The 21994-nt window shown below is 68.4% G+C and carries 18 protein-coding genes; 14 read left to right on the top strand and 4 right to left on the bottom strand.

Going from position 1 to position 21994, the window contains the following annotated elements:
- The first annotated feature begins 50 nt into the window (after positions 1-50).
- The 5 genes from AC1DP3_RS13695 to galU all read left to right on the top strand — a co-directional run bounded on the left by AC1DP3_RS13695 (position 51) and on the right by galU (position 3682).
- On the top strand, positions 51-668 hold the full coding sequence (locus AC1DP3_RS13695) for a hypothetical protein (RefSeq protein WP_477294144.1): 618 nt from the start codon (positions 51-53) through the stop codon (positions 666-668).
- A 34-nt stretch (positions 669-702) separates the two neighbouring features.
- Complete coding sequence (gene lepB / locus AC1DP3_RS13700) at positions 703-1413, top strand: signal peptidase I (protein WP_477294146.1); 711 nt, start codon at positions 703-705, stop codon at positions 1411-1413.
- Between the two features lie 40 nt (positions 1414-1453).
- Positions 1454-2290, top strand: a complete 837-nt coding sequence (locus AC1DP3_RS13705) for a hypothetical protein (RefSeq protein ID WP_477294148.1) — start codon at positions 1454-1456, stop codon at positions 2288-2290.
- A gap of 87 nt (positions 2291-2377) precedes the next feature.
- The gene (locus tag AC1DP3_RS13710; protein ID WP_477294150.1) at positions 2378-2710 is read left to right on the top strand and encodes a DUF3467 domain-containing protein; all 333 of its coding nucleotides are present in this window, start codon (positions 2378-2380) and stop codon (positions 2708-2710) included.
- Positions 2711-2785: 75 nt separating this feature from the next.
- Positions 2786-3682, top strand: a complete 897-nt coding sequence (galU, locus tag AC1DP3_RS13715) for a UTP--glucose-1-phosphate uridylyltransferase GalU (protein ID WP_477294152.1) — start codon at positions 2786-2788, stop codon at positions 3680-3682.
- A gap of 155 nt (positions 3683-3837) precedes the next feature.
- On the opposite strand, the gene AC1DP3_RS13720 is transcribed toward galU, so the two are convergent.
- Entirely contained in the window at positions 3838-4779 is a 942-nt protein-coding gene (locus tag AC1DP3_RS13720) for a lysostaphin resistance A-like protein (protein ID WP_477294154.1), read from the bottom strand.
- 54 nt (positions 4780-4833) lie between these two features.
- On the opposite strand from AC1DP3_RS13720, the gene AC1DP3_RS13725 reads away from it, so the two are divergent.
- From AC1DP3_RS13725 to AC1DP3_RS13745, 5 genes are all read left to right on the top strand, one after another.
- Positions 4834-5424, top strand: a complete 591-nt coding sequence (locus AC1DP3_RS13725; RefSeq protein ID WP_477294156.1) for an arsenate reductase/protein-tyrosine-phosphatase family protein — start codon at positions 4834-4836, stop codon at positions 5422-5424.
- 161 nt (positions 5425-5585) lie between these two features.
- On the top strand, positions 5586-7127 hold the full coding sequence (locus AC1DP3_RS13730) for a tyrosine-protein kinase domain-containing protein (protein ID WP_477294158.1): 1542 nt from the start codon (positions 5586-5588) through the stop codon (positions 7125-7127).
- Between the two features lie 3 nt (positions 7128-7130).
- A complete protein-coding gene (locus tag AC1DP3_RS13735; RefSeq protein ID WP_477294160.1) occupies positions 7131-8066 on the top strand; it encodes a hypothetical protein in 936 nt (311 codons plus the stop codon).
- Positions 8067-8238: 172 nt separating this feature from the next.
- Entirely contained in the window at positions 8239-10143 is a 1905-nt protein-coding gene (locus AC1DP3_RS13740) for a gluzincin family metallopeptidase (RefSeq protein ID WP_477294161.1), read from the top strand.
- Positions 10137-11507 carry a ComEC/Rec2 family competence protein gene (locus AC1DP3_RS13745; RefSeq protein WP_477294163.1) on the top strand — a complete coding sequence of 457 codons (1371 nt, stop codon included), beginning with the start codon at positions 10137-10139 and terminating at the stop codon, positions 11505-11507. The genes AC1DP3_RS13740 and AC1DP3_RS13745 overlap by 7 nt, the downstream gene beginning before the upstream one ends.
- Here AC1DP3_RS13745 and AC1DP3_RS13750 read toward each other — a convergent pair.
- Both AC1DP3_RS13750 and AC1DP3_RS13755 read right to left on the bottom strand, forming a co-directional pair.
- Positions 11498-12316: a copper chaperone gene (locus AC1DP3_RS13750; protein ID WP_477294165.1), complete on the bottom strand. Its 819-nt coding sequence runs from the start codon at positions 12314-12316 to the stop codon at positions 11498-11500. The two genes, AC1DP3_RS13745 and AC1DP3_RS13750, sit on opposite strands and share 10 nt — an antisense overlap.
- Positions 12313-13827: a tyrosinase family protein gene (locus AC1DP3_RS13755; protein ID WP_477294167.1), complete on the bottom strand. Its 1515-nt coding sequence runs from the start codon at positions 13825-13827 to the stop codon at positions 12313-12315. The genes AC1DP3_RS13750 and AC1DP3_RS13755 overlap by 4 nt, the downstream gene beginning before the upstream one ends.
- 290 nt (positions 13828-14117) lie before the next feature.
- Here AC1DP3_RS13755 and AC1DP3_RS13760 point away from each other — a divergent pair, with 290 nt between their 5' ends.
- The 4 genes from AC1DP3_RS13760 to AC1DP3_RS13775 all read left to right on the top strand — a co-directional run bounded on the left by AC1DP3_RS13760 (position 14118) and on the right by AC1DP3_RS13775 (position 20703).
- Positions 14118-16838, top strand: a complete 2721-nt coding sequence (locus AC1DP3_RS13760; protein WP_477294169.1) for a hypothetical protein — start codon at positions 14118-14120, stop codon at positions 16836-16838.
- A gap of 11 nt (positions 16839-16849) precedes the next feature.
- Positions 16850-17932 carry a ComEC/Rec2 family competence protein gene (locus AC1DP3_RS13765; protein WP_477294171.1) on the top strand — a complete coding sequence of 361 codons (1083 nt, stop codon included), beginning with the start codon at positions 16850-16852 and terminating at the stop codon, positions 17930-17932.
- Between the two features lie 7 nt (positions 17933-17939).
- Positions 17940-19601, top strand: a complete 1662-nt coding sequence (locus tag AC1DP3_RS13770) for a hypothetical protein (RefSeq protein WP_477294173.1) — start codon at positions 17940-17942, stop codon at positions 19599-19601.
- A 370-nt stretch (positions 19602-19971) separates the two neighbouring features.
- Positions 19972-20703, top strand: coding sequence for an SGNH/GDSL hydrolase family protein (locus AC1DP3_RS13775; protein WP_477294175.1), 732 nt, complete (start codon positions 19972-19974; stop codon positions 20701-20703).
- Between the two features lie 244 nt (positions 20704-20947).
- Here the strand turns inward: AC1DP3_RS13775 and AC1DP3_RS13780 are convergent.
- Positions 20948-21994: hypothetical protein (locus AC1DP3_RS13780; RefSeq protein WP_477294177.1), on the bottom strand; the 1047-nt coding region annotated here is incomplete at its 5' end.

Below are 21994 nucleotides of genomic sequence, written 5' to 3' on the forward strand. Positions count from 1 at the left end.
GCCACCCGGGCAGCCCGGGCGAGCCGCGGGAGACCTTGAGAGGGGGCCTCATGGGTACTGACGCTGAGCCTGGCACTCCGGCGATCGACCGCCGTACGCTGCTCAAAGCCGGCGCGTGGGCGCCTCCCGTCATCCTGCTGTCCTTGCCCGCACCCGCGGCCGCGGCAAGCGTCACCGCCACGGGACAGCTCAACTTCACGAACCTCTCGTACTACTGGGCCTACGACGCCACCGGCGGGATCGTCGGGCTCACCGCGAATACGAGGGTGATCTTCACGGGACCCGGCGCGACAGGAACGGTCACCGCGATCACGATGGTGGTGACCATCCAGAATCCGACCGAGCTCTACCTCGCCGGTGCGACACCGACCATCCTGATGGGCGCCCCGGACTGGAAAGCATCCGGGCCGGCGGAGACGGTCATCATCAACAATGCGAGCTGGATCCGGTACACGTTCGCGTGGACGGGCGTCCTTGCGCCGAACGAGTCCACAGTGGTCATCGAGGCGACCGTCCCGTTGACCACGCGACAGTCCACCACCCCGGCGGGAAGCCCCTGGACGATCACCGCCTCGGCACCCGGCGCCCCTGGCGTAGCGCCTGCCACCGGTGCAGGCCTGGGGACGGAGTTCGAAGACCGGGGCCCCATCACCCCCATCACCCCCTGAAGCCTCGGTTCAGTCGAACGGGTACCGTGAACCTGTGACCCAGACGCAGGCGCGCCCCGCGCGGAAGCCGCTCTGGCGCCGCGTTCTGGGGAGCAGCTGGTTCCCGCTGGTCGCGTCGGTGGTCGTGACGGGGCTGGTCCTGAGCTTCGTCGCCAAGCCCTATTGGGTGCCGTCAGGGTCCATGGAGACGACCCTCCAGCCGGGCGACCGCGTCATGGTCAATCGGCTCGCGTACCAGGGGTCGTCTCCGGGCACGGGCGATGTGATGGTCTTCGACGCCGGACCGGCGTGGCAGATCGAGCCGTCCGGAGCGTCGAACCCGATCAAGAGCGCACTGCGGTGGGTGGGCGAAGTGACCGGCTTCGGCCCCTCGAGTGCGCACACGCTCATCAAGCGGGTGATCGGCACCCCGGGCACGACGGTGGAGTGCTGCACCGCGGACGGGCAGGTGACGATCGACGGACAGACGCTCGAGGAGCCGTACGTGACGTACGACCTTCCGTTCGAAGCGGGCGTGCTGGACTGCACGACCACCCCCCGATCGTCGCGCTGCTTCGGCCCGGTCGAGGTTCCCGCCGACTCGTTCCTGATGCTCGGCGACAATCGTGCGAACTCGGCCGACTCAGCCGTGGGCTGCCGCGGTGACAGCCCGCCCGCCGACTGCTGGCGGTGGGCGACGCGGCCGGACGTCGTGGGAAAGGCCTTCGTGCTGTTCTGGCCGCTCACTCGCTGGACCGGCCTGTAGCCCTGACCGCGGAGCCGCCGTCGTCGGCCACAATGTGACCATGACACGCACCGCTGAGACCACCTCGCTGCAGCGCACCTACCGCTACCTGCGGATCGGTCTCGCGGCAACCGTCGTCGTCATCTTCGTGTCGGTCGCCGTCGCGATCCCGGTGGTGGGGCTGCTGCCGTCGATCAGCCACTACTACTACACCCCCGCCCAGAACGGCTTCGTCGGCGCCCTGCTGGCCGGCACGCTCGCACTCCTCGCCCTCTCCGGGCGCCACGCGGAGCCCGTGCTGCTGGATGCCGCGGCCCTGGTCGCCCCGCTCATCGCGATCGTGCCCGCCGAGATCGCCCCCGGCTCTGTGCCGGGACTCGACGATGGCTGTGTGGACGCGTGCGTGCCGAGCGCGTTCTGGCCCTCGATCAACAACGGCGTCGCGACCTACCTGATCGTCGGCACGCTGGCAGTGATCGTCGCGATCGCGATGCCCGGGTTCCGACGCCTCGTGCCGGGCGCGCTGATCGCGATCGCGGTGATCGCGGTCGTGACCATCGCCTGGGGATTCTTCTTCGACACGTTCCTGACCTACGCGCATGTCATCGCGTCGGTGGCATTCTTCGGCCTGATCGCCGCGGTCGCGGTGGTGAACGCGATCGGGCGGCGGGAGGACGAGTATCCCCCGACGAGACCCTTCCGCATCTCGTACATCGTCATCGCGGTGCTGATGGTGCTCGACATGGGGGTGCTCATCCCGTCGGCGCTCTTCGGCGGTGGCGACGCCTGGGGCGTGCTCGTGTGCGAGTCGCTCGCGCTCGCGCTGTTCCTCGTCTTCTGGATGCTGCAGACCGCCCAGAAGTGGGATCAAGCCGACCCGACGCTCGTCGCCGTCTAGCGCCGCTCAGGGGCGGGGCCCCGGAGGAGCGGCATCCGATCCGACGGCGTCCTTGCCGCTGTCGGCGCCCACGCCTAGCGTGAGCAGGTGACCGACAACCCGACGCCCCCGAACATCCAGTTCGATGTCACTCTGCCGAGCGAGATCGAGACGGGCGTGTTCGCGGACTTCGCGAACATCTGGCACACGCCCAACACGTTCGTCCTCGACTTCCTGTCCGTGAAGGGGCCCGCCGCGCGCGCCGGCGAGACCGAGCCTGCCCGGCTGCCGGTCAAAGTCGCCGCGCGCGTCCGGATCCCGCCCGAGCAGATCTTTCCGCTGATCGAAGCGCTCACGCAGCAGGGTCAGCGATGGCTGCGGGAGAACGGCCGGTCCGAGCCGCCGGCGAACTGGGCGCAGCAGGCGCCGCCGACCGGGTGACGGCTCGCCCGCACGCGCGCTGGTGCGACACGCGGCTGTAACCGGCCCTTCACGAGCGTTGGATACCGTCGCGCCATGACCCCACACGCGATCAAGGCCGTGATTCCCGCCGCAGGTCTGGGCACCCGGTTCCTGCCGGCCACCAAGGCGATGCCGAAGGAGATGCTTCCGGTCGTCGACAAGCCGGCGATCCAGTACGTCGTCGAGGAGGCGGTCGCCGCGGGCATCGATGACGTACTCGTCATCATCGGGCGCAACAAGAACGCGCTCGCGAACCACTTCGACCGCGTGACCGAACTCGAGCACACTCTCGAGGCGAAGGGCGATCACAGCAAACTCGAGCGGGTCATGCACTCGAGCTCGCTCGCCGACATCCACTTCGTCCGCCAGGGCGACCCGAAGGGGCTGGGGCATGCCGTGCTGCGCGCGCGCAAGCACGTCGGCAACGAGACCTTCGCTGTGCTCCTCGGCGACGACCTGATCGACGCGCGCGATCCGCTCCTCTCGCGCATGATCGAGGTCTCCATGGCGCGCTCGGCGACGGTCGTGGCGCTCATGGAAGTCGATCCCAGCCAGATCCACCTCTACGGGTGCGCGGATGTGGAGTTCACCGACGAACCGGATGTCGTGACCGTCAAAGCCCTTGTCGAGAAGCCCTCGGCAGCCGAGGCGCCGTCGAACTTCGCGATCATCGGTCGCTATGTGCTCAAGCCCGAGATCTTCGACGTGCTGGAGAACACCAGTCCGGGCAARGGCGGCGAGATTCAGCTCACCGACGCGCTCGAAGAGCTCGCGGCCGACGAGACGGTCGCCGGTCCGGTGCTGGGGGTCGTGTTCTCGGGCCGACGGTACGACACGGGCGACCGGCTCGACTACCTCAAGTCGAGCATCCTGCTGGCCCTCGATCGCGACGATCTCGGGCCCGTCCTCTCCGACTGGATCAAGGACGAGCTGGCCCCGACGCTCGCGTGAGGTTCCCCTCGATGGCGAGCCGATACGTTCTGGACGAGCCGCTACGCCCCGTACGGTCCCAGCCGTATCGGGTCGTCGCTGCTGTATCGGCTCGCCGAATGGGGGCTCGCGGAATGGGGGCGGGCTCCGGAATGGGGATGCCGCTTCGGTCCCGCTCAGCCCCAGAGGGTGCCGGCGAGCGCGAGCAGCACGAACGTGCCGTTGTAGACGACGTGCGTGAGAATGGCGCCCCAGATGCGCCCCGTCAGGAGCACGAGGGCCGAGCAGACGAGTCCGAGCAGGGCGAGTGAGATGACGTCGCCGACGGTCGGGACGAGGGTCAGGGAGTGCAGCAGCACGAACAGACCGGTGCTCACCAGACCCGCAGCGATCCCCGCCATGAGCTTGCCGAAGCGCCTCCGCAGGAGGGTGTACACGCAGACGAGCACGACGGCGCGGAAGAAGAGCTCCTCGAGCACCGGCGCGATCACGACCGGGCTGATCACCTCGGTGAGCAGGAAGTCCGACCCGAGCTGCCCGCCGATCGTGGGATACGACGGAAAGGCTCCCGAGCCGCCGGTCGCGGTCTCGACCCAGCCCTGGGCGAATCGCAGCAGGATGCCGAGCGCGAGGCCGAACACGACGTCCGCAGCGCTGATCCTGAGCAGGCCGATGGGCCGTGAGCGGGCGAACGCCCACACGATCCCGACGAGAAGCCCGGCCCAGAGCGTCAGCTGCGCGGCGAGCGCAGCCCACTCGGCGCCGACGAACGTGATGATCGCGGTGCCGGCGATGACCGCGACGCCGAGGGAGAGGATCGCGACTCCGAGCGTGAGCTCGCGCCAGCGCGCCACCGTGCGACCGCCGAGCCGCCAGTCGCGCCGATGCGTCCGTTTGCGCGGGGCCGCGCCGGGCTCCCCGGTGACGGCCGTCGCGTCGGCCTCCTCGGTCACCGCGGTCGCGTCCGCCTCTGCGGTCACGTCGGTCTCCGGGGTCGGGTCGGTCTCGTCCGCCACGTCGGTCACGGCAGGGGAATCCCCGGCGCTGGCGAGGTCGGTCGCGGCAGTCGGCGACCCCGTCGGGACGCCCGGTGAGGCGTCGGTAGAGTTGTCCGGCACGCGCTACACGCTACCGTCCTCGTCTTTCCGCAACGTTTCCCGGAGGTCTCTGCCGTGTTCGAGGTGCTGACGGTCTGCACGGGCAACATCTGCCGCTCCCCGCTCGCGGCCGAGGTCCTGCGCGCCCGTCTCGCCCCCATCGACGCCGTCGTCACGAGCGCCGGAACAGCCGGCCTCCGCCATGCGCCGATGACGTCGGAGGCGCAGCTGATCGCGGTGCAGTACGGGGTGACGGCGGATGCCGCGGGGTCCCATCGGTCCCGCTACCTCCTCGAGCAGCACCTCGTCTCGCCCGACCTCATCCTCACCATGACGCGTGATCATCGCCGCCATGTCGCCGAGCTCGCCCCTTCCCGACTGCGGTCGACCTTCACGGTCCGCGAGTTCGCGCGGCTCGCCGCGGAGGTGTCCGACCATGAGCTGCGCGCGGCGGTCGATTCCGCTCCGGATGCCTCGCGACGCGTGCGTGCCGCCGCCGCGGTCGTCGCATCCCGCCGAGGACGCGGCATCCTTCCGGCGCATCCTGACGACGACGACGTCATCGACCCGTTCCGTCGCTCGTGGGAGACCTACGAGCGCTCTGCCGCGCAGCTGGTCCCCGCTCTCGACGACGTGCTGCGGGTGCTTCGGATCGCCGCCGGATGACGCCCTGGCTGACGCCCTAGGTGACTCCCTCGATGTCCCCGGTTTACACGCCCGACATGTGCAGGCGGGATGCTGGAAACTCACTTGTGCCACGATCGACGGACCTCGGGGTCCCCACCGGAATCCGCTCGCAGGATTTCGGCCTCTGAGTGAAAGGTGTCATGGAGCTCACTGATTACATCCGGATCCTTCGCAAGAGCTGGATTCTCATCGCCATCGCGACGCTGCTCGGAGTGGGGAGCGCAGCGGCGTATTCACTGACGCGCACCCCGACCTACGAGGCGAGCAGCACGGTGTTCGTGTCGACACAGGCCGGCGGAACGATCAGCGAGATGCAGCAGGGCTCGAGCTTCACTCAGTCGCGCGTGACGACCTACACGAATCTCGTGGCCACGCCGATCGTCATGAATCCCGTGATCGCCAAGCTCAACATCGACACCACGGTCTCGCAGCTCTCCGGCGCGGTCACCGCCTCGTCGCCGCTCAACACGACACTCATCACGATCACCGTCGAAGACACCGACGCGGTGCGCGCGGCCGACATCGCCAACGCCCTCGCGGCGAGTCTCACGGCGGCGGTCGAGTCGATCGAGACGCCGAACGGCACCGACACGAGCCCGGTGCGGCTCACGCGCGTGAAGGATGCGCAGCCGGCCCTCAGCCCGTCGAGCCCCAACGTCACGCTCAACCTCATCCTCGGCGGGCTGATCGGGCTCGCGATCGGCATCGGCATCGCCGTGCTGCGGTCGGTGCTCGACACCCGCATCCGCAACGCCCGGGACATCGAGCTCGTCACCGACCGGCCGATCATCGGAGCCATCGCTTTCGACCCTCGGGCGAAGGAGCGGCCGCTCATCGTGCAAGACGACCCGCGGAGTCCTCGCGCCGAGTCGTTCCGCGCCCTGCGCACGAACCTCCAGTTCCTCGACATGGGCGGGCGGGCGAGCTTCGTCATCACCTCGAGCCTGCCGAGCGAGGGCAAGTCGACCACGACCCTCAACCTCGCGATCGCCCTGGCCGACGCGGGAAAGCGGGTCGCGCTGATCGACGCCGACCTGCGCAAGCCCAAGATCGCCGAGTATCTCGGGATCGAGGGGGGCGCAGGTCTCACCGATGTGCTCATCGGACGCGCCGAGGTCGGCGACGTCATGCTCCCGTGGGGCGAACGCAGTCTGTTCGTGCTTCCGGCGGGCAAGATCCCCCCGAACCCGAGCGAGCTGCTCGGCTCCGCGCAGATGCATGCGCTGCTCGCCGAGCTCGAGAGCGAGTTCGACGTGGTGCTGTGCGATGCTCCGCCGCTTCTGCCGGTGACGGATGCCGCAATTCTGGCGAAGGCCACAAGCGGCGCGATCGTCATCGTGTCGGCGGGCCGCACGAACCGGCACCAGCTCTCCGGGGCGGTGGATGCCCTGCAGACGGTCGACGCGAAGGTCGTGGGCGTCGTTCTCTCGATGGTGCCGACCCGCGGGCCTGACGCCTACGGCTATGGGTACGGGTACGGGTATGGCTACGGGTACGGTCACGCACCCGAGGCCGCCACCCGCTCGACGCGACGCGGCGGCAAAGGCAAGCCCACTACTCCCCCGGCACCGCTTTCCGCGGCATCCACCGTGACCGCCGCTCCCACCGCCGACGGACCTGCCGCGGACGCCGTCGACGAGGCGAGCGAGCGTCAGCGAAGCGACACGACTCCGGTCGGGTAGGGGGTGCCACGACGCGGAGGCAGCACCGCATCGTGGGTCGGCGTCGTGGCCGTCCTTCTCCTCGCCGGAATCGTGGGAGCCGTGGCCATGCTGGCCTACCAGCAGGCGCGTCCCGCCGCGACGACGGGCGTCGCCGCCCCCGTGCCCACCTTCGTGCTCGGCGTGCAGACGCCGACACCGACGCCGACACCCACACCGACCGTCGCCCCGGTGGATCGCTCGACGGAGCGTTTCCTGAGCATCGACGGGTCCACCTGGTGGCGGTCGACGGCGGGTGCGTGCTCCGGCGCGGAGCCGCTTGTGGAACGCTCCGCCGACGCCGGCACCACGTGGGTGGATGTCACGGCCCGCTATCTGGGGCTCGCGCAGGTCGCCGGAGTGGATGCTCTCGCTGAGGGCGAAGCGGGAGTCGTGGCCGGCATCGGCGCGGCGTGCGAGGGGCAGTACCTCCGGACGTTCACCCAGGGCGAGTTCTGGGAGTCGTACCCGGGGCTGCTCGCGGCATCCCGCTTCATCGACGCGGCCGACCCCGCGACCGTTCATCTGCCGGCGGGTGAGGTGGGCGCCCCCTGCGCCGAAGCGCACGGCCTCCGCGCCGCCGGTGACATCGTGGCACTGGTGTGCGAGGCGGTGGCGTATCTATGGAGCGGTGGCTCGTGGGTCGCACTCCCGACTCCGGCTGTGGCGGCCGTCGCGGTGGATCGCGGGGACGTCCTGGTCGCGGCGCGTCCCGAAGAGCCCGAAGCGTCCGAAGAGCCCGAAGAACCCGACGCGACGTGCGCGGGCCTCGCGGTGACGCGGTTCCCGGCGGGCACCCCCGGTGCGGGCATCCCCGCGGGATGCGCGGAGATTCCGGATGCCGCGGCCCCCGCCGCCCTCGCCATGTCGCCCGACGGGCTCGTCGTCTGGTCGGGCGACGCGATGGTCCCCGTCCGCTGAACCCCCGGCGCACCTGCACCCGGCGCCGATCCCCGTCGAACCGCTCAGGTCTTGGCAAACCGTCGTCAGAGGGACAGACTCGGCACCAGTTCGATGACTTTTCTCGGGGCGAGGGGAATCGGCGAGATGACGTCCATCTGGCGTGCGCGCAGCGGAGCGGAGCAGGACAGCCGTGCCTAGGATCACCGAAGTCGTAGACGGCGTCCGGATCAGCGACAGTGCCGACGGCGCGGTCCATCTTCCGTCGCATGGGCGCCTCACCGTGCTCGCCCAGGATCCCGAAGTCGCCGTCGACGGGTTGCCGGTGGCTGTTGCGATCCCGTTCCCCCGCACGCGCCTGCAGCGCGGCCCCGCCAACCATCGCTTCCATGTCGTGGATGCCGGTGCCCGCGGTGTCGACGCGAAACCGCCCGTCCTCCTGACCGTCGAAGGCGCTCCCTGGGAGCTCTACGATCGCTGGGCCGGCGACGACGGCACCCTGCCGCTGGACGCGATCGACACTCCCGAGTTCCGGGCTCAGAACGTGTTCGCGATCGCGAACAACACGCTGGAGCTGTTCGAGCGCAATCTCGGGCGACGCATCCCGTGGCGGTCAGGGTGGCCGCACCTGTTCCTCGTCCCGCGCGGAATGCTCGGCGCCAACGCCCGCTACGCGCCGGATCGCCGTGCGGTCATCTTCGGCTGGCTGCCCGCGATCGCCGGCCTGCCGTCGGTACATGCGGCGTTGAGCTTCGATGTCATCGCGCACGAGGTGACGCACGCGATCCTCGACGGGCTTCGTCCCCGCTATGTCGAGCCGGGGCTGCCCGATCAGCTCGCGTTCCACGAGGCGCTGGCCGACATCGTGGCGATGCTGTCGGTGTTCGGGCTGGAGGGTGTGGTCGGACGCCTTCTTCAGCGTTCGCCCGAGAAGAGGTTCACGTTCCCTTCGGACCGAGCGGCGGCATCCCTCCGCGATGAGACCGAGCAGTCGAAGGCGCGCATCCGCGGACGTGCCGACTACCTGAAGTCCACCGCACTCATGGGGCTGGCAGAGCAGCTCGGCCGCGCTCGTGCGCTGCGCGATCGCACCCCCGATCCCGGTGCCGAGCAGATGCCGCTCCGCCGGTCGGTGGCGCTGGAGCCCGATCCGAACCTGCTCAGCGACCCGGAGTTCCTCGAGCCGCATCGCCGAGCCGAGATCCTGGTGGCCGCTGTCATGCACACTCTGTCGGGCATGTGGGCGACGCGCATCGACGAGCTCGAGCGGACGGGGGGCGTGAACGTCGCCCGAGTCGCCGAGGAGGGGAGCCGGGCGGCATTCCATCTCCTGCAGATGATCCTCCGGTCGCTCGACTATCTGCCGCCGGTCGAGCTCGAGTTCGCCGATGTGATCGATGCCATCGTCACGGCGGACAAGCGGCTGAACCCCGACGATGCGTTCGACAGGGAAACGCTAGAAGACGCGTTCGAGGAATTCGGCATCGTGCCGCCCGAGCACAAGATCGTCGATGAAGACGGACTCGCCGCGCCGCCGCCAAAGACATCGCCCGCACCCGCACCGGCACCATCGGAGCTCGACAGCGACCCGGACGCCCCACCGGATCGCATCCGCTACGACCACATCAACCTCGTGGCACTCCGCAGCAGTCCTGAGGAGGTCTTCGCCTTCATCTGGAACAACGCGGGCGCCCTGGGGATCGACGTGCGGCTCGCCACCCGCGTCGATCGCGTGCTCGCGACGACGCGCGTCGGCGCCGACGGGCTCATCGTGAACGAGATCCTGGCGGACTACACGCAGTCGATCATCACGACGGCCGGGCAGCTGCCGGACTCGATCAGGAAACCCGAGGGGATGGATGCCGGGGCCCGCATCACGATGTGGGGCGGCGGCGTGCTCGTGTTCGACCAGTTCGGACGATTCCGCCTGCATCAGCGCAAGCCGATCCTCGATGGCGAGCGGCAGACGCGCCGCCTCGCGGATCTCTACGCTCGCGGAATCAGCGACACCCGCGGCGGCTACGGAAGCTCCGACGGTGTGAACGCCGACGAGAGATTCGCGCTGCTGCACCCGCGGAGGACGGCCGACTCATGGTGAAGCCCGGCCCCAGTCACCTGCGGATCCGCACCTACAACGTGGGATTCGGGGACTGCCTGCTCATCACGCTGACGTATCCGGTGCCGCTGGACGATCAACGGACGGAGCGGCACGTCCTCATCGACTTCGGCTCCAAGGTGCGCGCGGACGGCGGGCCGAGCGTCGCCGCTGTCGCGGGCAAGATCGCCGAGCACTGCGGCGGCAAGCTGGACCTCATCGTGGTCTCTCATCGCCATCAGGACCACCTGAGCGGCTTCGGCAGCAAGCAGGCCAAGAAGCACCTGGACGGACTCAGCCCGTCGAGGATCGTGCGGCCGTGGACGGATATGCCCGAGGCGACGAGGAAGCAGCCTGGGCATGATCTGGACGCCGACTCGCTCGGCTTCCTCAGCCTGCTCGACTCGCTGGACGAACGGAACGCCGACGTCGACCTTCAGTTCGCAGGCGACGACCGCGTGCTCGCCGAGCGCGCCAAGGCACTTGCCGCGCTCGGGATCAAGAACCCCGATGCCGTCGCCATGCTCGAGAACTGGGTCGCTCCCGAGCACTGCCGATGGGTGCGCGCCGACGATGTCCTGGACGATCTCGAGGACGTGCTTCCCGGAGTGGAACTCGAGGTGCTCGGACCCCCGACCCTCCTACAGGCGCCACTCATGACGAGCTATGCATCCAGCTCGACGGAGTACTGGCTCGGGATGCTGGAAGACCACACGATCGAGCCTGCGCTGATGGCACCGGTCGCCAAGGACGAGCTGCTGCCGTCGAAGCTCACCGTGGCAGAGCCGGCCGGACTCGGCCGGGCCTCGTGGCTGCTCGACCGCCTGCATGAGCAGGGACCGCGACAGGTGCTCGAGATCGTCGAGGGATTCGAGGACGTGCTCAACAACACGAGCGTCGTCCTGCTGATGAGAGTCGCCGATCGCACCCTGCTGCTCGCCGGGGATGCGCAGGTGGAGAACTGGAGCTACACACTCGATCGCGCGCTGGGCACCAAGGACGCGAAGGGTGAGGACAAGAAGAAGCCCGATCGAGCACTGCGCCGCAAGCTCGCGAGCGTGGACGTCTACAAGGTCGGCCACCACGGAAGCCGCAATGCGACCCCGCGGCGACTGGTCGACCTGTGGAGGACGGAGCGGGGTGACGACCGCCCGCTGTGGTCGGTGCTCTCGACCCGCGTAGGAACGTACGGGTCGACCGCCGAGGGCGAAGTGCCGAAACCCGAGCTCGTCGAGGCGCTCGAAGCGCTCGGGGCAGTGCATTCCACGCAAGCCCTCCCCGCCGCGGTCTGGTGGTTCGACATCGAGACACCGGCGACAGGGGCCGCGCCGGTCTTCGCCTACACGCCGGGTCCTGCTCAGATCTGAGCGAGCGCCACGACGGCGCCGACACCCGTGAGCACGGCAGCGGACGTCCACCGGCCCGGACGGTTGTGCGGCAGCCGAACATCGCGCCACGCGAGCCACCCCAGCACCGCGACGACCAGCAGATTGTGCCCCGACAGGCTCATGAGCGCCATGCTCGGCCAGCATCCGAGCACCGACGCCCAGCCGAGCGACACACCGAATCGCCGGCACGCCGAGCTCGCCCCACGCCCCAGCGGCGGGGCGAGCACTCGGTGACAGCGCGCCACCGCGGCATCCCGCAGACGAGTGAACTGCCACGCGACCGCCGCTCCGCAGACCAGGAGCACCGCCACCCATCCGGGCAGGACAGCGGATGCTGCCATCAGCGCGGCGGTACCCGCAGCGCCGGCGGCGACCCACACCGCGCTCCACCCTGCCGCGACCTCCACGGTCGCGAGCGTGCGGCGTGACCGAGGACTGCGCAGGCCGATTGTCCGCAGATTCCCTGCGATGAGCGGCAGCATCGTGGCCGCCGCCATCGCGACCCACAGGAGCAGATGCATTCCCGCTGACTCGAGGGCCCCGGGAGTCGCCTGCGCCGCATCGGGCGCCAGGGGAAGGACAGCGTGATGCTGCCAGGAATATCCACTCCCCTGGGCCCCGAGCGGATACCACCCCACAGCGCTCCACATCAGCACGGCCCATCCCGCGAGCGACACCGACCACACCCAGCGCTCGGGCCCCGGCCGCCACAGCGACCGCGACCACCCGCGCGGATCGAGCCGGGTCGACGCGCGCGACCGCCCGGTGCGCAGCAGCGACACCGTCACCCGACCTCGAGGGATATGCGCTCGATCGTGAGGCCGATCGACTCGAGGTCGCGATCCTCGTCCGCCGGCACGAGGGTGACCCTCGCCGACAGCGGGTTGAAGTCCGTGAGCTCCTGCACGACAGCGGTCACATCGAACACGCGGCTGCTTCCGCGGTCGCCGTTGGTCTCGAGGCTCGACTCGAACACTCCGAACAGCGTCAGGTTGCCCGCGGGCTGCCTCGACGGCTCCGCGGGATCCGCATCGTCGCCGAGGTAGAGCGCGTAGGACGTCTGAGCGGGGAGCTCCGATCGGATCCCATCCATCCGGATCGCCCAGCGCTGGCCCTGTGCGGCGGAGGCCGCGTCGCCGTCTCCACCCGTGAGCTCGACGGTCGTCGTGCCCGCGAGCGCCACCGCGGAGGATGCCGCGATCGGCGTGAAGTCCCCTTGATCGAGCCCGAACGGATCGATGTCCGCGCCCGCGGGCGGCGCCGGCACCGGGCTGAAGACGGGCGGCGCCGTGGTGGCGTACCGGTAGCCGAGCGCTTCGACGTCCAGCACCTGGGGCGCGGTCCACGCCTTCACCCGGCCATTGGCGCGCAGGAACCTGAACTCCCGCTCCGACCAGGAGTCGAACGCCTCACGGGCCAGCGCTCCCGCGGGGCGGCCGGCCGGGAACGGGTAGCCGTGCCCGAGGTCGTGGGCGTAGGTCTCCCACAGGCGATCGACGTTGGCGTGATGCATCCAGAACACGGGGTCCAGGCCCGCGGTCGTGAAGCTCGCCATGAGTCCGCCGACAGCGATGTGGCCACCGCCGTGGGGCTGGAGGTCGATCTGTCCCAACTCGTTCGACGAGTGGAACTGCGCGAGATCCTCGAGGTAGCCGCCCGCGAACGACACCAGGTTCGTCGCCTCGGCGTTCGCGTAGTGGGCCCTGAGGAGCGCTTCCGACGCATCGGCCCAGTCGGCGATCGAAGGGTTCGGGCCGAGGGGACCGGGGCCGCGCCTGCTCGGCTCGAACAGCGGATTGATGCGCTCGTGGTGGTCGTTCTCCACTAGTCCCGGGATGTCGATGCCGGGGGGAACGAGCCGGTCGGTGAGCGCGGCCGGCAGGGTCGCGGCATCCGGGATCGTCCGGTAGTCCGTGGAGTTCCAACAGGGGAGCGCCCACAACTTGTGGGGGCCGCCGAGCTTCTTGATGTGAGCGCGGACGATGGTCTCGAACTCCGCGAGGTACGCGCGGTGCCACGGCAGGAAGAACCAGTTGCCGTGCGCGCACTCCTCCCACAGCACCCGGGTGCCGCGGAACGACGGCCAGTCGGCATCGTCGAAGAGGAACGTCGCATGCACCTGGGACTGGTACCCCAGCGAAAGTGGGCTCGACCACTGCTGGATGATGCCTTTCAGCGTGCCGAGGTGCCCGATCAGCTCATTGGTCTGAGCCGCCGTGCGAGGTCGCCTGCCGAGCAGGAAGTTCGCGCGCAGAGCGACGGGTCTCGCGTCATCCAGCCCCGGCGTGAGCAGCTTCATCTGGTGGATCCCTGCCGCATACCATCGGAGCTCGTCGCTCCATCCGCCCACCGGACGGGGTGCTGCACCCTGCGACCACAAAGCTTTCCGAACAGCGACATTCATGATCGAGTCCGATCTCTTGAATCCCCCGGCGCGACGTTCCGCAGGCAACACCATGGCACGCGCCGCCCGTGGAAGGAAGTGCTTCACGCGCCCGGTTCACAGGGCTCTTGAGGGAGTTTCCCCGCGGTGGTAAACAGTGCGTGGGGGACGACCGCTGTTGACGGGATGACGTGGTTGATCTGGGTATGAGCGCGCTTGCGCGCGGATTGTCCGGTGCGGGGGCGCCGGAGGCATCGACGACGGGCGTGCCTGTCGTCGCGCTGGCGAACGCGCTGGCGGCCGCGGGGTACGTGCCGCAGTCCGAGCTCGTGCCGGGGTGGATCGATGTCGATCTCTCGAAGGTCGACGTCAGGCCGATCGTCGAAGACTACGAGCATCTCGATGAGCAGTGGCGTTCGACCATTCCGGGGCCGGACGCACACAACAGAATGCGCCTTCTGACCGATCTCTCCGACGGAACCGGACTTCAGATCGCCCGCGAGATGAGACGGGCTGACTCGATCGATTCCGTTCTGCTGCTCGACGATGCCCTGCACGTCGAACCGAACTGGGGATGGCCGCTGCGGATTCTCCGAACCTCGGGATCGCTCGGGTCCGACGTCGTGGATTCGCTGCGTCAGCAGTCGAACGGCTGGCTGCACGATCTGGTGGACTTCGTCGAGTGGGATGCCGGGTCCTCACCGCGAGTGGTGGACTTCGCGTTCGTCGCGGATGACAGCGACCTCGAGGCGATCGCGGGGATGCGAGGACTTGAGGTGCGCGCCCTCGTGCTGGGAGGAAGCGAGCCGTCGCACGAGCGCTGGCTGCGCATCCGGGAGCTCGCCTCCGGGCTCGGCACGGCGACGATCCTCGTCCCGTGCATCGACGATCCCGCCGAGCAGGCGGGGTGGTTCGCGCGGGTCCTGGAGGAGGTGAGCCACAACGTTCCGCTCGATGTGGCGGCGGCACGGGTGTCGGATGACGGCTTCGTGATCGCCGGGGATGCCGCATCCGCTCCGCTCGAGAACGTGCGCCTGCGCATGCGGCAGAGCTCCTTGAGGGAAGCGACCCGCCAGGGGTTCGAGGCGGACGTCGCCGGCGGCGGCGGACTTTCTCCGCTGCTCGGCGAAGCGGTGGACGAGTCGATGTTCCTCCACGAGACGGACGGCGCACACGTGCTCCGCCACCTGCGTGCCGACAACGCGCTCGGTGTCGATCTGCTTCCCGACCCGGCCGCGCCCCGGGTCCTTCAGGCGGATGTCCGTCGCGACGGGAAGGAGGTCCGCGAAGCCTTCCGGGCCGGAGCGCATCATCAGGTCGACATCTGGATCGGCCCGGTGACGGATGGGACGCTGGTGGCCCGGACTCCCGACGGAGGCGTCGCCGAGATCGACAGCGAAGACCTCCACGAGGGCGCCGATTGCGAGATCCTCGTCTGGGATTCGGGCGGCGAGCTCAAGAGCGCCGCGGTGCGGGTGGGTCGCTCCCGGACCTCCGACGTCGCGACGTTCGATGTCACCGTGCCCGACGGGGCATCCGACTATGCGCTGAGCATCGCGCTCATCCTGAACGGTCGCGTTGCGCAGATGGGCGTGCTGCGGGGCCCCGTGACCGAGACCGGTGCCGCCGCGCGGCGCGAGGGCGCGCACCCTCTGGAGTTCGTCGTCGGCCCTCAGCTCGCCGATCTGTCGGCGTTGACGCCATCGGCCGATCGCGACGTGCTCACGATGCTCGAGCTGGGCCCGATCGTCCACGCGCTGATCCCGGTGTCGCCCCCGGTGAACGACACGCCTTTCGAAAGGCCGATCCTGAACGCGGAGCTCGCTGGACTCGGCACGCATTCCCAGCAGAGCATCGCGCTGCTCGCCGGGGCTCAGTCCGACAGCAAGAAGTCGACGTGGCTGGCGTCCCGGTCGGGCGCGTCGCTGTTCGCCGAGCTCGCCAGGCTGGGTTTCCCGGCCTTCCGCTCGCTCGTCAACGACTTCGCCAACACCGACCGGCCGAAGCTCGACGCGATCATCGGCGCGTCGCTCGTCCACCTGGCGGTGTTCAATGCCACCGAGAGCCGCCTCGCGGTGGAGCTGCTGTACGACCGCATGAAGCCCGGCGCCGACGCCGAGTGGTGCGACGGCTTCGACACCGCACTCGAGACCGGGAGCTGCCCGGTCTGCCCGCCCTGGAGCCCCGACGTGATTCCCCCGCCCTCCGTCCCGGTGTGTCCCGCCGGGTTCTGGGGTGTGCGCAAGCAGATCGAGCGAATTCGCTATCCCGACCCGACCGAGAACTCGACGGCGGTCCTCCGCAGCCGGTTCCCCACCGGCGACGAGCGCATCGGCGGACTGGGCAACGTCCGCATCGGCATCTCGGACCGCGTCGACAAGTCCCCCATCGGCGGGAAGAAGCCCACCGAGGTGATGCTGGACACGATCGCTTCCGCGGGAATCGCCGGCGTCGGGCTCATCCGCGACTGGAAGACCTGGCTCGCCGAGGTCGCGTCGGGTCACCCGCAGGTGCTCGTCCTGCTCACCCACAGCGCGCAGAAGAGCCTCGAGCTCGGCACTGACGACCTCGTCGACTCCGATCAGATCGTGAACCCCTACGTGCGCGCGCCCTGGGCTCAGTCTCCCGCGGGGCCGATCGTGATGCTCCTCGGATGCGACACGGCGACGACGGACGAGCTGAGCTCGTTCGTCGAGACTTTCCGCGTGAGCGGGGCGTCGGTCGTCGTCGGGACGAGCGGCACCACCCTGGGCCGGTTCGCGGCGCCCATCGCGGGTGAGCTCGTCGCGCTCCTGAACGATCCGGATGGCCCGCGGACCGTCGGCGAAGCGCTCACGATCATGCGCCGTCGGACGATGAAGAAGGGCTGGGTCACCGGGCTGCTGATGACCTCGTTCACGGACAGCTCCTATGCACTCGAGCGGTGAGGGGTAGGACCATGGCGAGCTTCCGTCCGCGCATCCAGGTGGAGATGCTGCCCGCCGGTCACGGCGACGCCCTTCTCGTGCGCTACCAGGCCGCGGAGGGAAAGGCAGGCCGCATCCTCATCGATGGCGGACCCTCCCACGTCTACCCCGGCATCCTGGCGCGGATCACAGGTCTGCCCCTCGAGGAGCGGCACTTCGAACTGCTCGTGATCACTCACATCGACGGCGATCACATCGACGGCATCATCCGGCTTCTGCAGGAKGACCTGCCGTCGCTCGGAGTGACCTTCGATGACGTCTGGTTCAACGGGACCAGACAGCTCGACCAGGTGGTGTCCCCCGACGACGCCCTCGGCGCGAGGCAGGGCGAGTACCTGCAGGCCCTCATCGAGCACCTCGACCTGCCGTGGAATCGCACCTTCGAGGGAGGCCCGGTGGTGGCTCGTCCTGATAAGCCGGTGACGCTTCCCGCCGGCGGGGTCATCCGAGTGCTGTCGCCGACGAAGGCCAGACTCGCCGCGCTCCTCGAGGACTGGAACAAGATCATGAAGGCCGAGGGCTTCCCGACCGGCAGCCAGGACGATGTGCTGGCGCGGCTGCGGAAAGACAAGCGTCTTCGCGCCTTGGGGCCCGAGCCCGATGCCCTGGGCGACGAGGACGGCGAGCGCGCTCACAAGGGCCCCGACCGCACGCTCGCGAACGGGTCGAGCATCGCTTTCACCCTCGAGGTCGGCCCCCGCAAGGTGCTCTTCACCGGCGACGCCCACGCGGACGCGCTGCTCGAGGCACTGGATGCCTACCTGAAGCCCGGCAAGCAGCTCGAGGTGGATGCCATCAAGATGCCCCATCACGGGAGCAGCGGCAATTGGAGCGCGGCGCTGCTCGACCGCCTCCAGACGCGCCACTTCCTCTTCTCTTCGGATGGCAAGTACTTCCAGCATCCCGACGCCCTCACCATCGAGACGATCCTCGGGGGCGTCGACAAGCCCGAACTGTGGTTCAACTACGTCACCCCGCAGACCGTCCGGTGGCTCGACCCCGAGGTCGGCGAGGACGCGATCCTGCATTACCCCACCGGCGGTACGTACCCATAGGAGAGTCATGGCCGATTCGAGCACCGACACGGCGCGCACGGCGGTTGTCATCGTGCACGGGATGGGCGAGCAATTGCCGCTCGAGACGCTCCGGCAGTTCGTCCGAACGGCCATGCCCAAGTTCCAGGGCAATCGCGAGTACTGGTCGCGGCCCGCCGTGATCACGGATTCGTACGAGGCGCGGCGGATGCTGGCACCCCGGCGCCCCAACAAGGGGCCGGTGGAGTACGCCCAGACGGAGTTCTTCGAATACCACTGGTCTTACAAGATGACCGGCAACAAGCTCACCGACTTCGTGCCGACGCTCATCCGCATGATGTGGCGCACACCCAAGACGATTCCCCGGGGCCTCATCGTCTTGTGGTGGCTGCTGTGGATCATCGTCGCGGTGCTCGTCGGGGTAATCGTCAAGAACCTGGTCTCGGGCGGTGCGATCAAGGAGTGGACCCTCAGCGGAATTCTCGTGGGGATCCTCGGGCCGACGATCCTCGCGACCGTCATCCTCAAGCTGATCTCGATTCTGGGCACGATCCTCACGGACACGTTCGTGGACGTGGCGAGATATCTCGATCGCTCACCCCGCTCGTATGCGGTGCGCCGTGACATCCGCGAGGGGATGGTCGACCTGCTGCGCGGCATCCACGAGGACGGCCGCTACTCGCGAGTGATCGTCGCCGCCCACAGCCTCGGCGGCTACATCGCCTACGACGGCCTCATGTCGTACTGGGATGAGCTTCACGGGGCTGACGCGCGCGAGAAGGCACCGGGACCAGTCGCCCCGTACGCGCTTCTCGACGAGGTCGAACGCCTGGCGAGAGCCGTTCATGAACACCCGACCGACAACAGCAAGCTGAACGCCGAACAGAAGGCCGAGCTCGCGAAGTTTCGCGCCGCGCAGTTCGCACTCTGGCGCGAGTGCCGCGGGGCCGCGCAGCCCTGGCTGGTCACCGATTTCATCACCTTCGGCACGCCCATGTACTTCGCGGATCTGCTGTACACGAAGAACCGCAAGGAGTTCGATCAGCTGGTGCAGTACTCCGAGATCGCCCAGTGCCCACCCCGCAATGGCGACGAGACTGTCGAGGGGCAGCCGAAGGGCGTCGGGCAGAAGTACGGCTTCGTCCGCGGCGGCCGGCACTACCTGGCTCACAGCGTTCCCTTCGCTGTCATGCGCTGGTCGAATATCTACTTCCCCGCCAAGTGGGGATTCTTCGGCGACTGGTTCGGCGGGCCGCTCAGGCCTCTGTTCGGCAAAGGCATCGTCGACATGCCGATCACAGGCAACGTCACTCGGAAGACGCCGGGGAGGTTCACGAAGCTGCCGGGAGGCAAGCTCTCTGGCCGGTTCGGACCAGGGGTGGCCCACGGGCGTTACTTCTCCTTCCCCGACGAACGGGGCGAGGATGACGTCGCGGGGGTTCTGCAGAAACTGCTGGAGCTCAAACTCGAAAACGAGATCTTGTTCCGTGCGCCGACCGTGCCCAGCGGCGGCAATGGCGCCGGCGCCGCGAAGGCGTCGTCTCTTGCAGACCCGCCCGCTGGGGTCCCCGGCGGCGCGGCGCCGGAGGCGGTCGTGGCAGACCCTCAGGTGCGTGACGTCGACGCCATGCCGGCGCCTCTCCCAGAGAATCCGAGGCCACCTGCTGCCATGCCGGTGGTTGAGGGGTAGTCGAACCTTCGGGCCCAGCCGCCGGACCGGCCCGGCGCCGGTGACGTCGACCACGGGTTGAGCTCACTCGGCGCATAGGAGTGCACTCATGGTCGCGAGTGGGGGCCCTGCGCCAGCTGTCGACTTGGCCTCACGCGGCCGCGATCGTGCGCACGTCCGCCGCTGTTTAGAGCGCGACCGGTGCCACCGGATGCCGCCACCCTCGCCGGTCCCCAGCTCAAGCGTGGAAAGGGGGCCCGCGACCGTCCGACGCGGGCTTCTATCTGCGTTCGATAGCGCTAGTCGGATGTCCGCCCGTTTACTGGCCGGTAACAGAGTCCTGGCACGATGGGCGAATGGGGCATAGGAAGCGCAGCAGGCGGAGATTCTCTTGGAAGAGCGACATCGGCGGTATGCCGCATGGGTCGTCGCAGTGTTCTGCGTGGTCATCGTCGGACTGTTCGCCGTACCGTTCATCGTCGGGTCTAGCGCGCCGGCAGCCGAACCCTACGTGCGCCCGACCGATGCCTTCGACCCGCCGGCCACGCCAGCGGCCGCGTCACCCGTCGCACTGTTTATCGGTGACTCGTATTCGGCAGGCGCGGGCGCGTCAGCCCCGGCGTTGCGGTGGACCACTCTTGCGTCAGGCGAACTCGGATGGGTCGAATCCAATCACGCACTCGGCGGCACCGGATACGTCAAGACATCCGGGGTCGAGGGATGCGGTCTCGACTACTGCGGAACCTACGGCGAGGTCATCGACGGGATCGAGGGAGTCGCCCCAAATATCGTCGTGATCTCAGGCGGCCGGAACGATGGACCGGTTGACGACCACCAGGCAACCGTCGAGGCAACCATCAGATCGGCTCAGTCTCAGTGGCCCGCCGCGCAAATCATCGTCAGCAGCCCCGTTTGGGACGATGATGCCGCCCCCCAATGGTTGGCAGCGTCCATTGCGACCGTGCGAGCAGCCGCGTCAGCGACCGGGGCTACGTTTGTTGACCTTGGTCAGCCGCTCGCGGGTCGGAGCGATCTGCTCGTTGAGGACGGCGTCCATCCGAACGACGCAGGGTACGCCGCCCTCGCTGCCACGTTCACCTCGGCAGTAGGGCCGACTCAGTAGCTCTGCGCGAGGGATCGCAACCCCTTTCAAAAGCGCTAGGTCGTTCACGAGCGCGAGAAATGCCGGCGGGATGAGCCACGAGCTGGCGTGAGGTAGTAACGTCTCCGCCTCGCTGCGCTGGGGAGCTATGTGGCCTTCCTGGTCATCTTTTGGGACGAGCGCAGGCCGGCCTATTCGTCCCGCTTTGGCAATAGGTTCGACCGTTTGCCCCTACCCCTCGCGGTTCTGAAGGCCCATCGACCGATTAGCTAAKGGCGACCGTCGCCGGCCGTCCGCTAAGCGCCTCCGACATCCCCTTGGCCGGGATTATGCACGCCACGATGAGTAGGACCTCCCACAGGTTGGTCCCGATAGGCGAGAACGCCATATCCCAGACGCCAACGATCGGGAGGAAGTAGAGCAGGGCCGGGGTGGTGGACGAGCGCAGGCTGCGGGCGACCGAGCCAAGCATGATCCACACCAACACGCCCGCGAGGAACAGGCCCGCGAGGCCGTAGTTGACCCACATGTCAGCCGCCACCGAGTGGAGCTTGATTCCACTACCGAAGAGGTAGTCCTGAACGTAAGTTCCGTCCACGTTCACGCCCCGCGAAACTAGTGCGCCCACCCCAACCGAGAAGTCGTCGCTGTTCGGTGCGACACCTGGCCCGTATCCCAGTGGACGGTGAGCGAAGAGAGCGAACGATGCAGCGCTCTCAACGCGCCCACCGGCCAGTGCAGAGCCAGCACTCTCGATCTGGGCGGAGGTTACCGMGCGGTTGCGTTCACCCAGCCATCCGGCGAGCGCGAGCTGCACGAACGTGAGGTACATCACCCACGCGATGCCGGYGAAGACAGCAATCTCCCACCAGACGCGCCGGGGACGGACGCTCTTGCGGGACGCCCACAGCCACACGATCAGGGTGAGCACTGCGAAGACGATGAACGATCGGTAGTCGTAATTCAACGAGATCCCCGCAATGACAACCAGTGCCACGATCGTCAGCATCCTGTGCCCGCGAATCATCACGGCGAGGAGTAAAGCGGTGACTGGGAACGCGAGCCCGAACTTCCATGGATTATCCGGGAATCCCTGGAACGAGGTCATGAATGCCTGACCGATCAAGCCGACTGAGTAGAGCATCACGATCGCGCGGATCCCGAGGAGGCTGCGCGCCCAGAGCAGCACAACAAGGTGCGTGGCGGCGACAAGAACCGTKGCTGCACCCGTCCAGGCGATGTCCCACCTGATGACCCGGTCCTCGACCAGCACCCACAAGACGGGCACGGACACGAGCACTGCGAGGAAGGC

The sequence above is a fragment of the Microbacterium sp. P5_B6 genome (genome assembly GCF_056400345.1).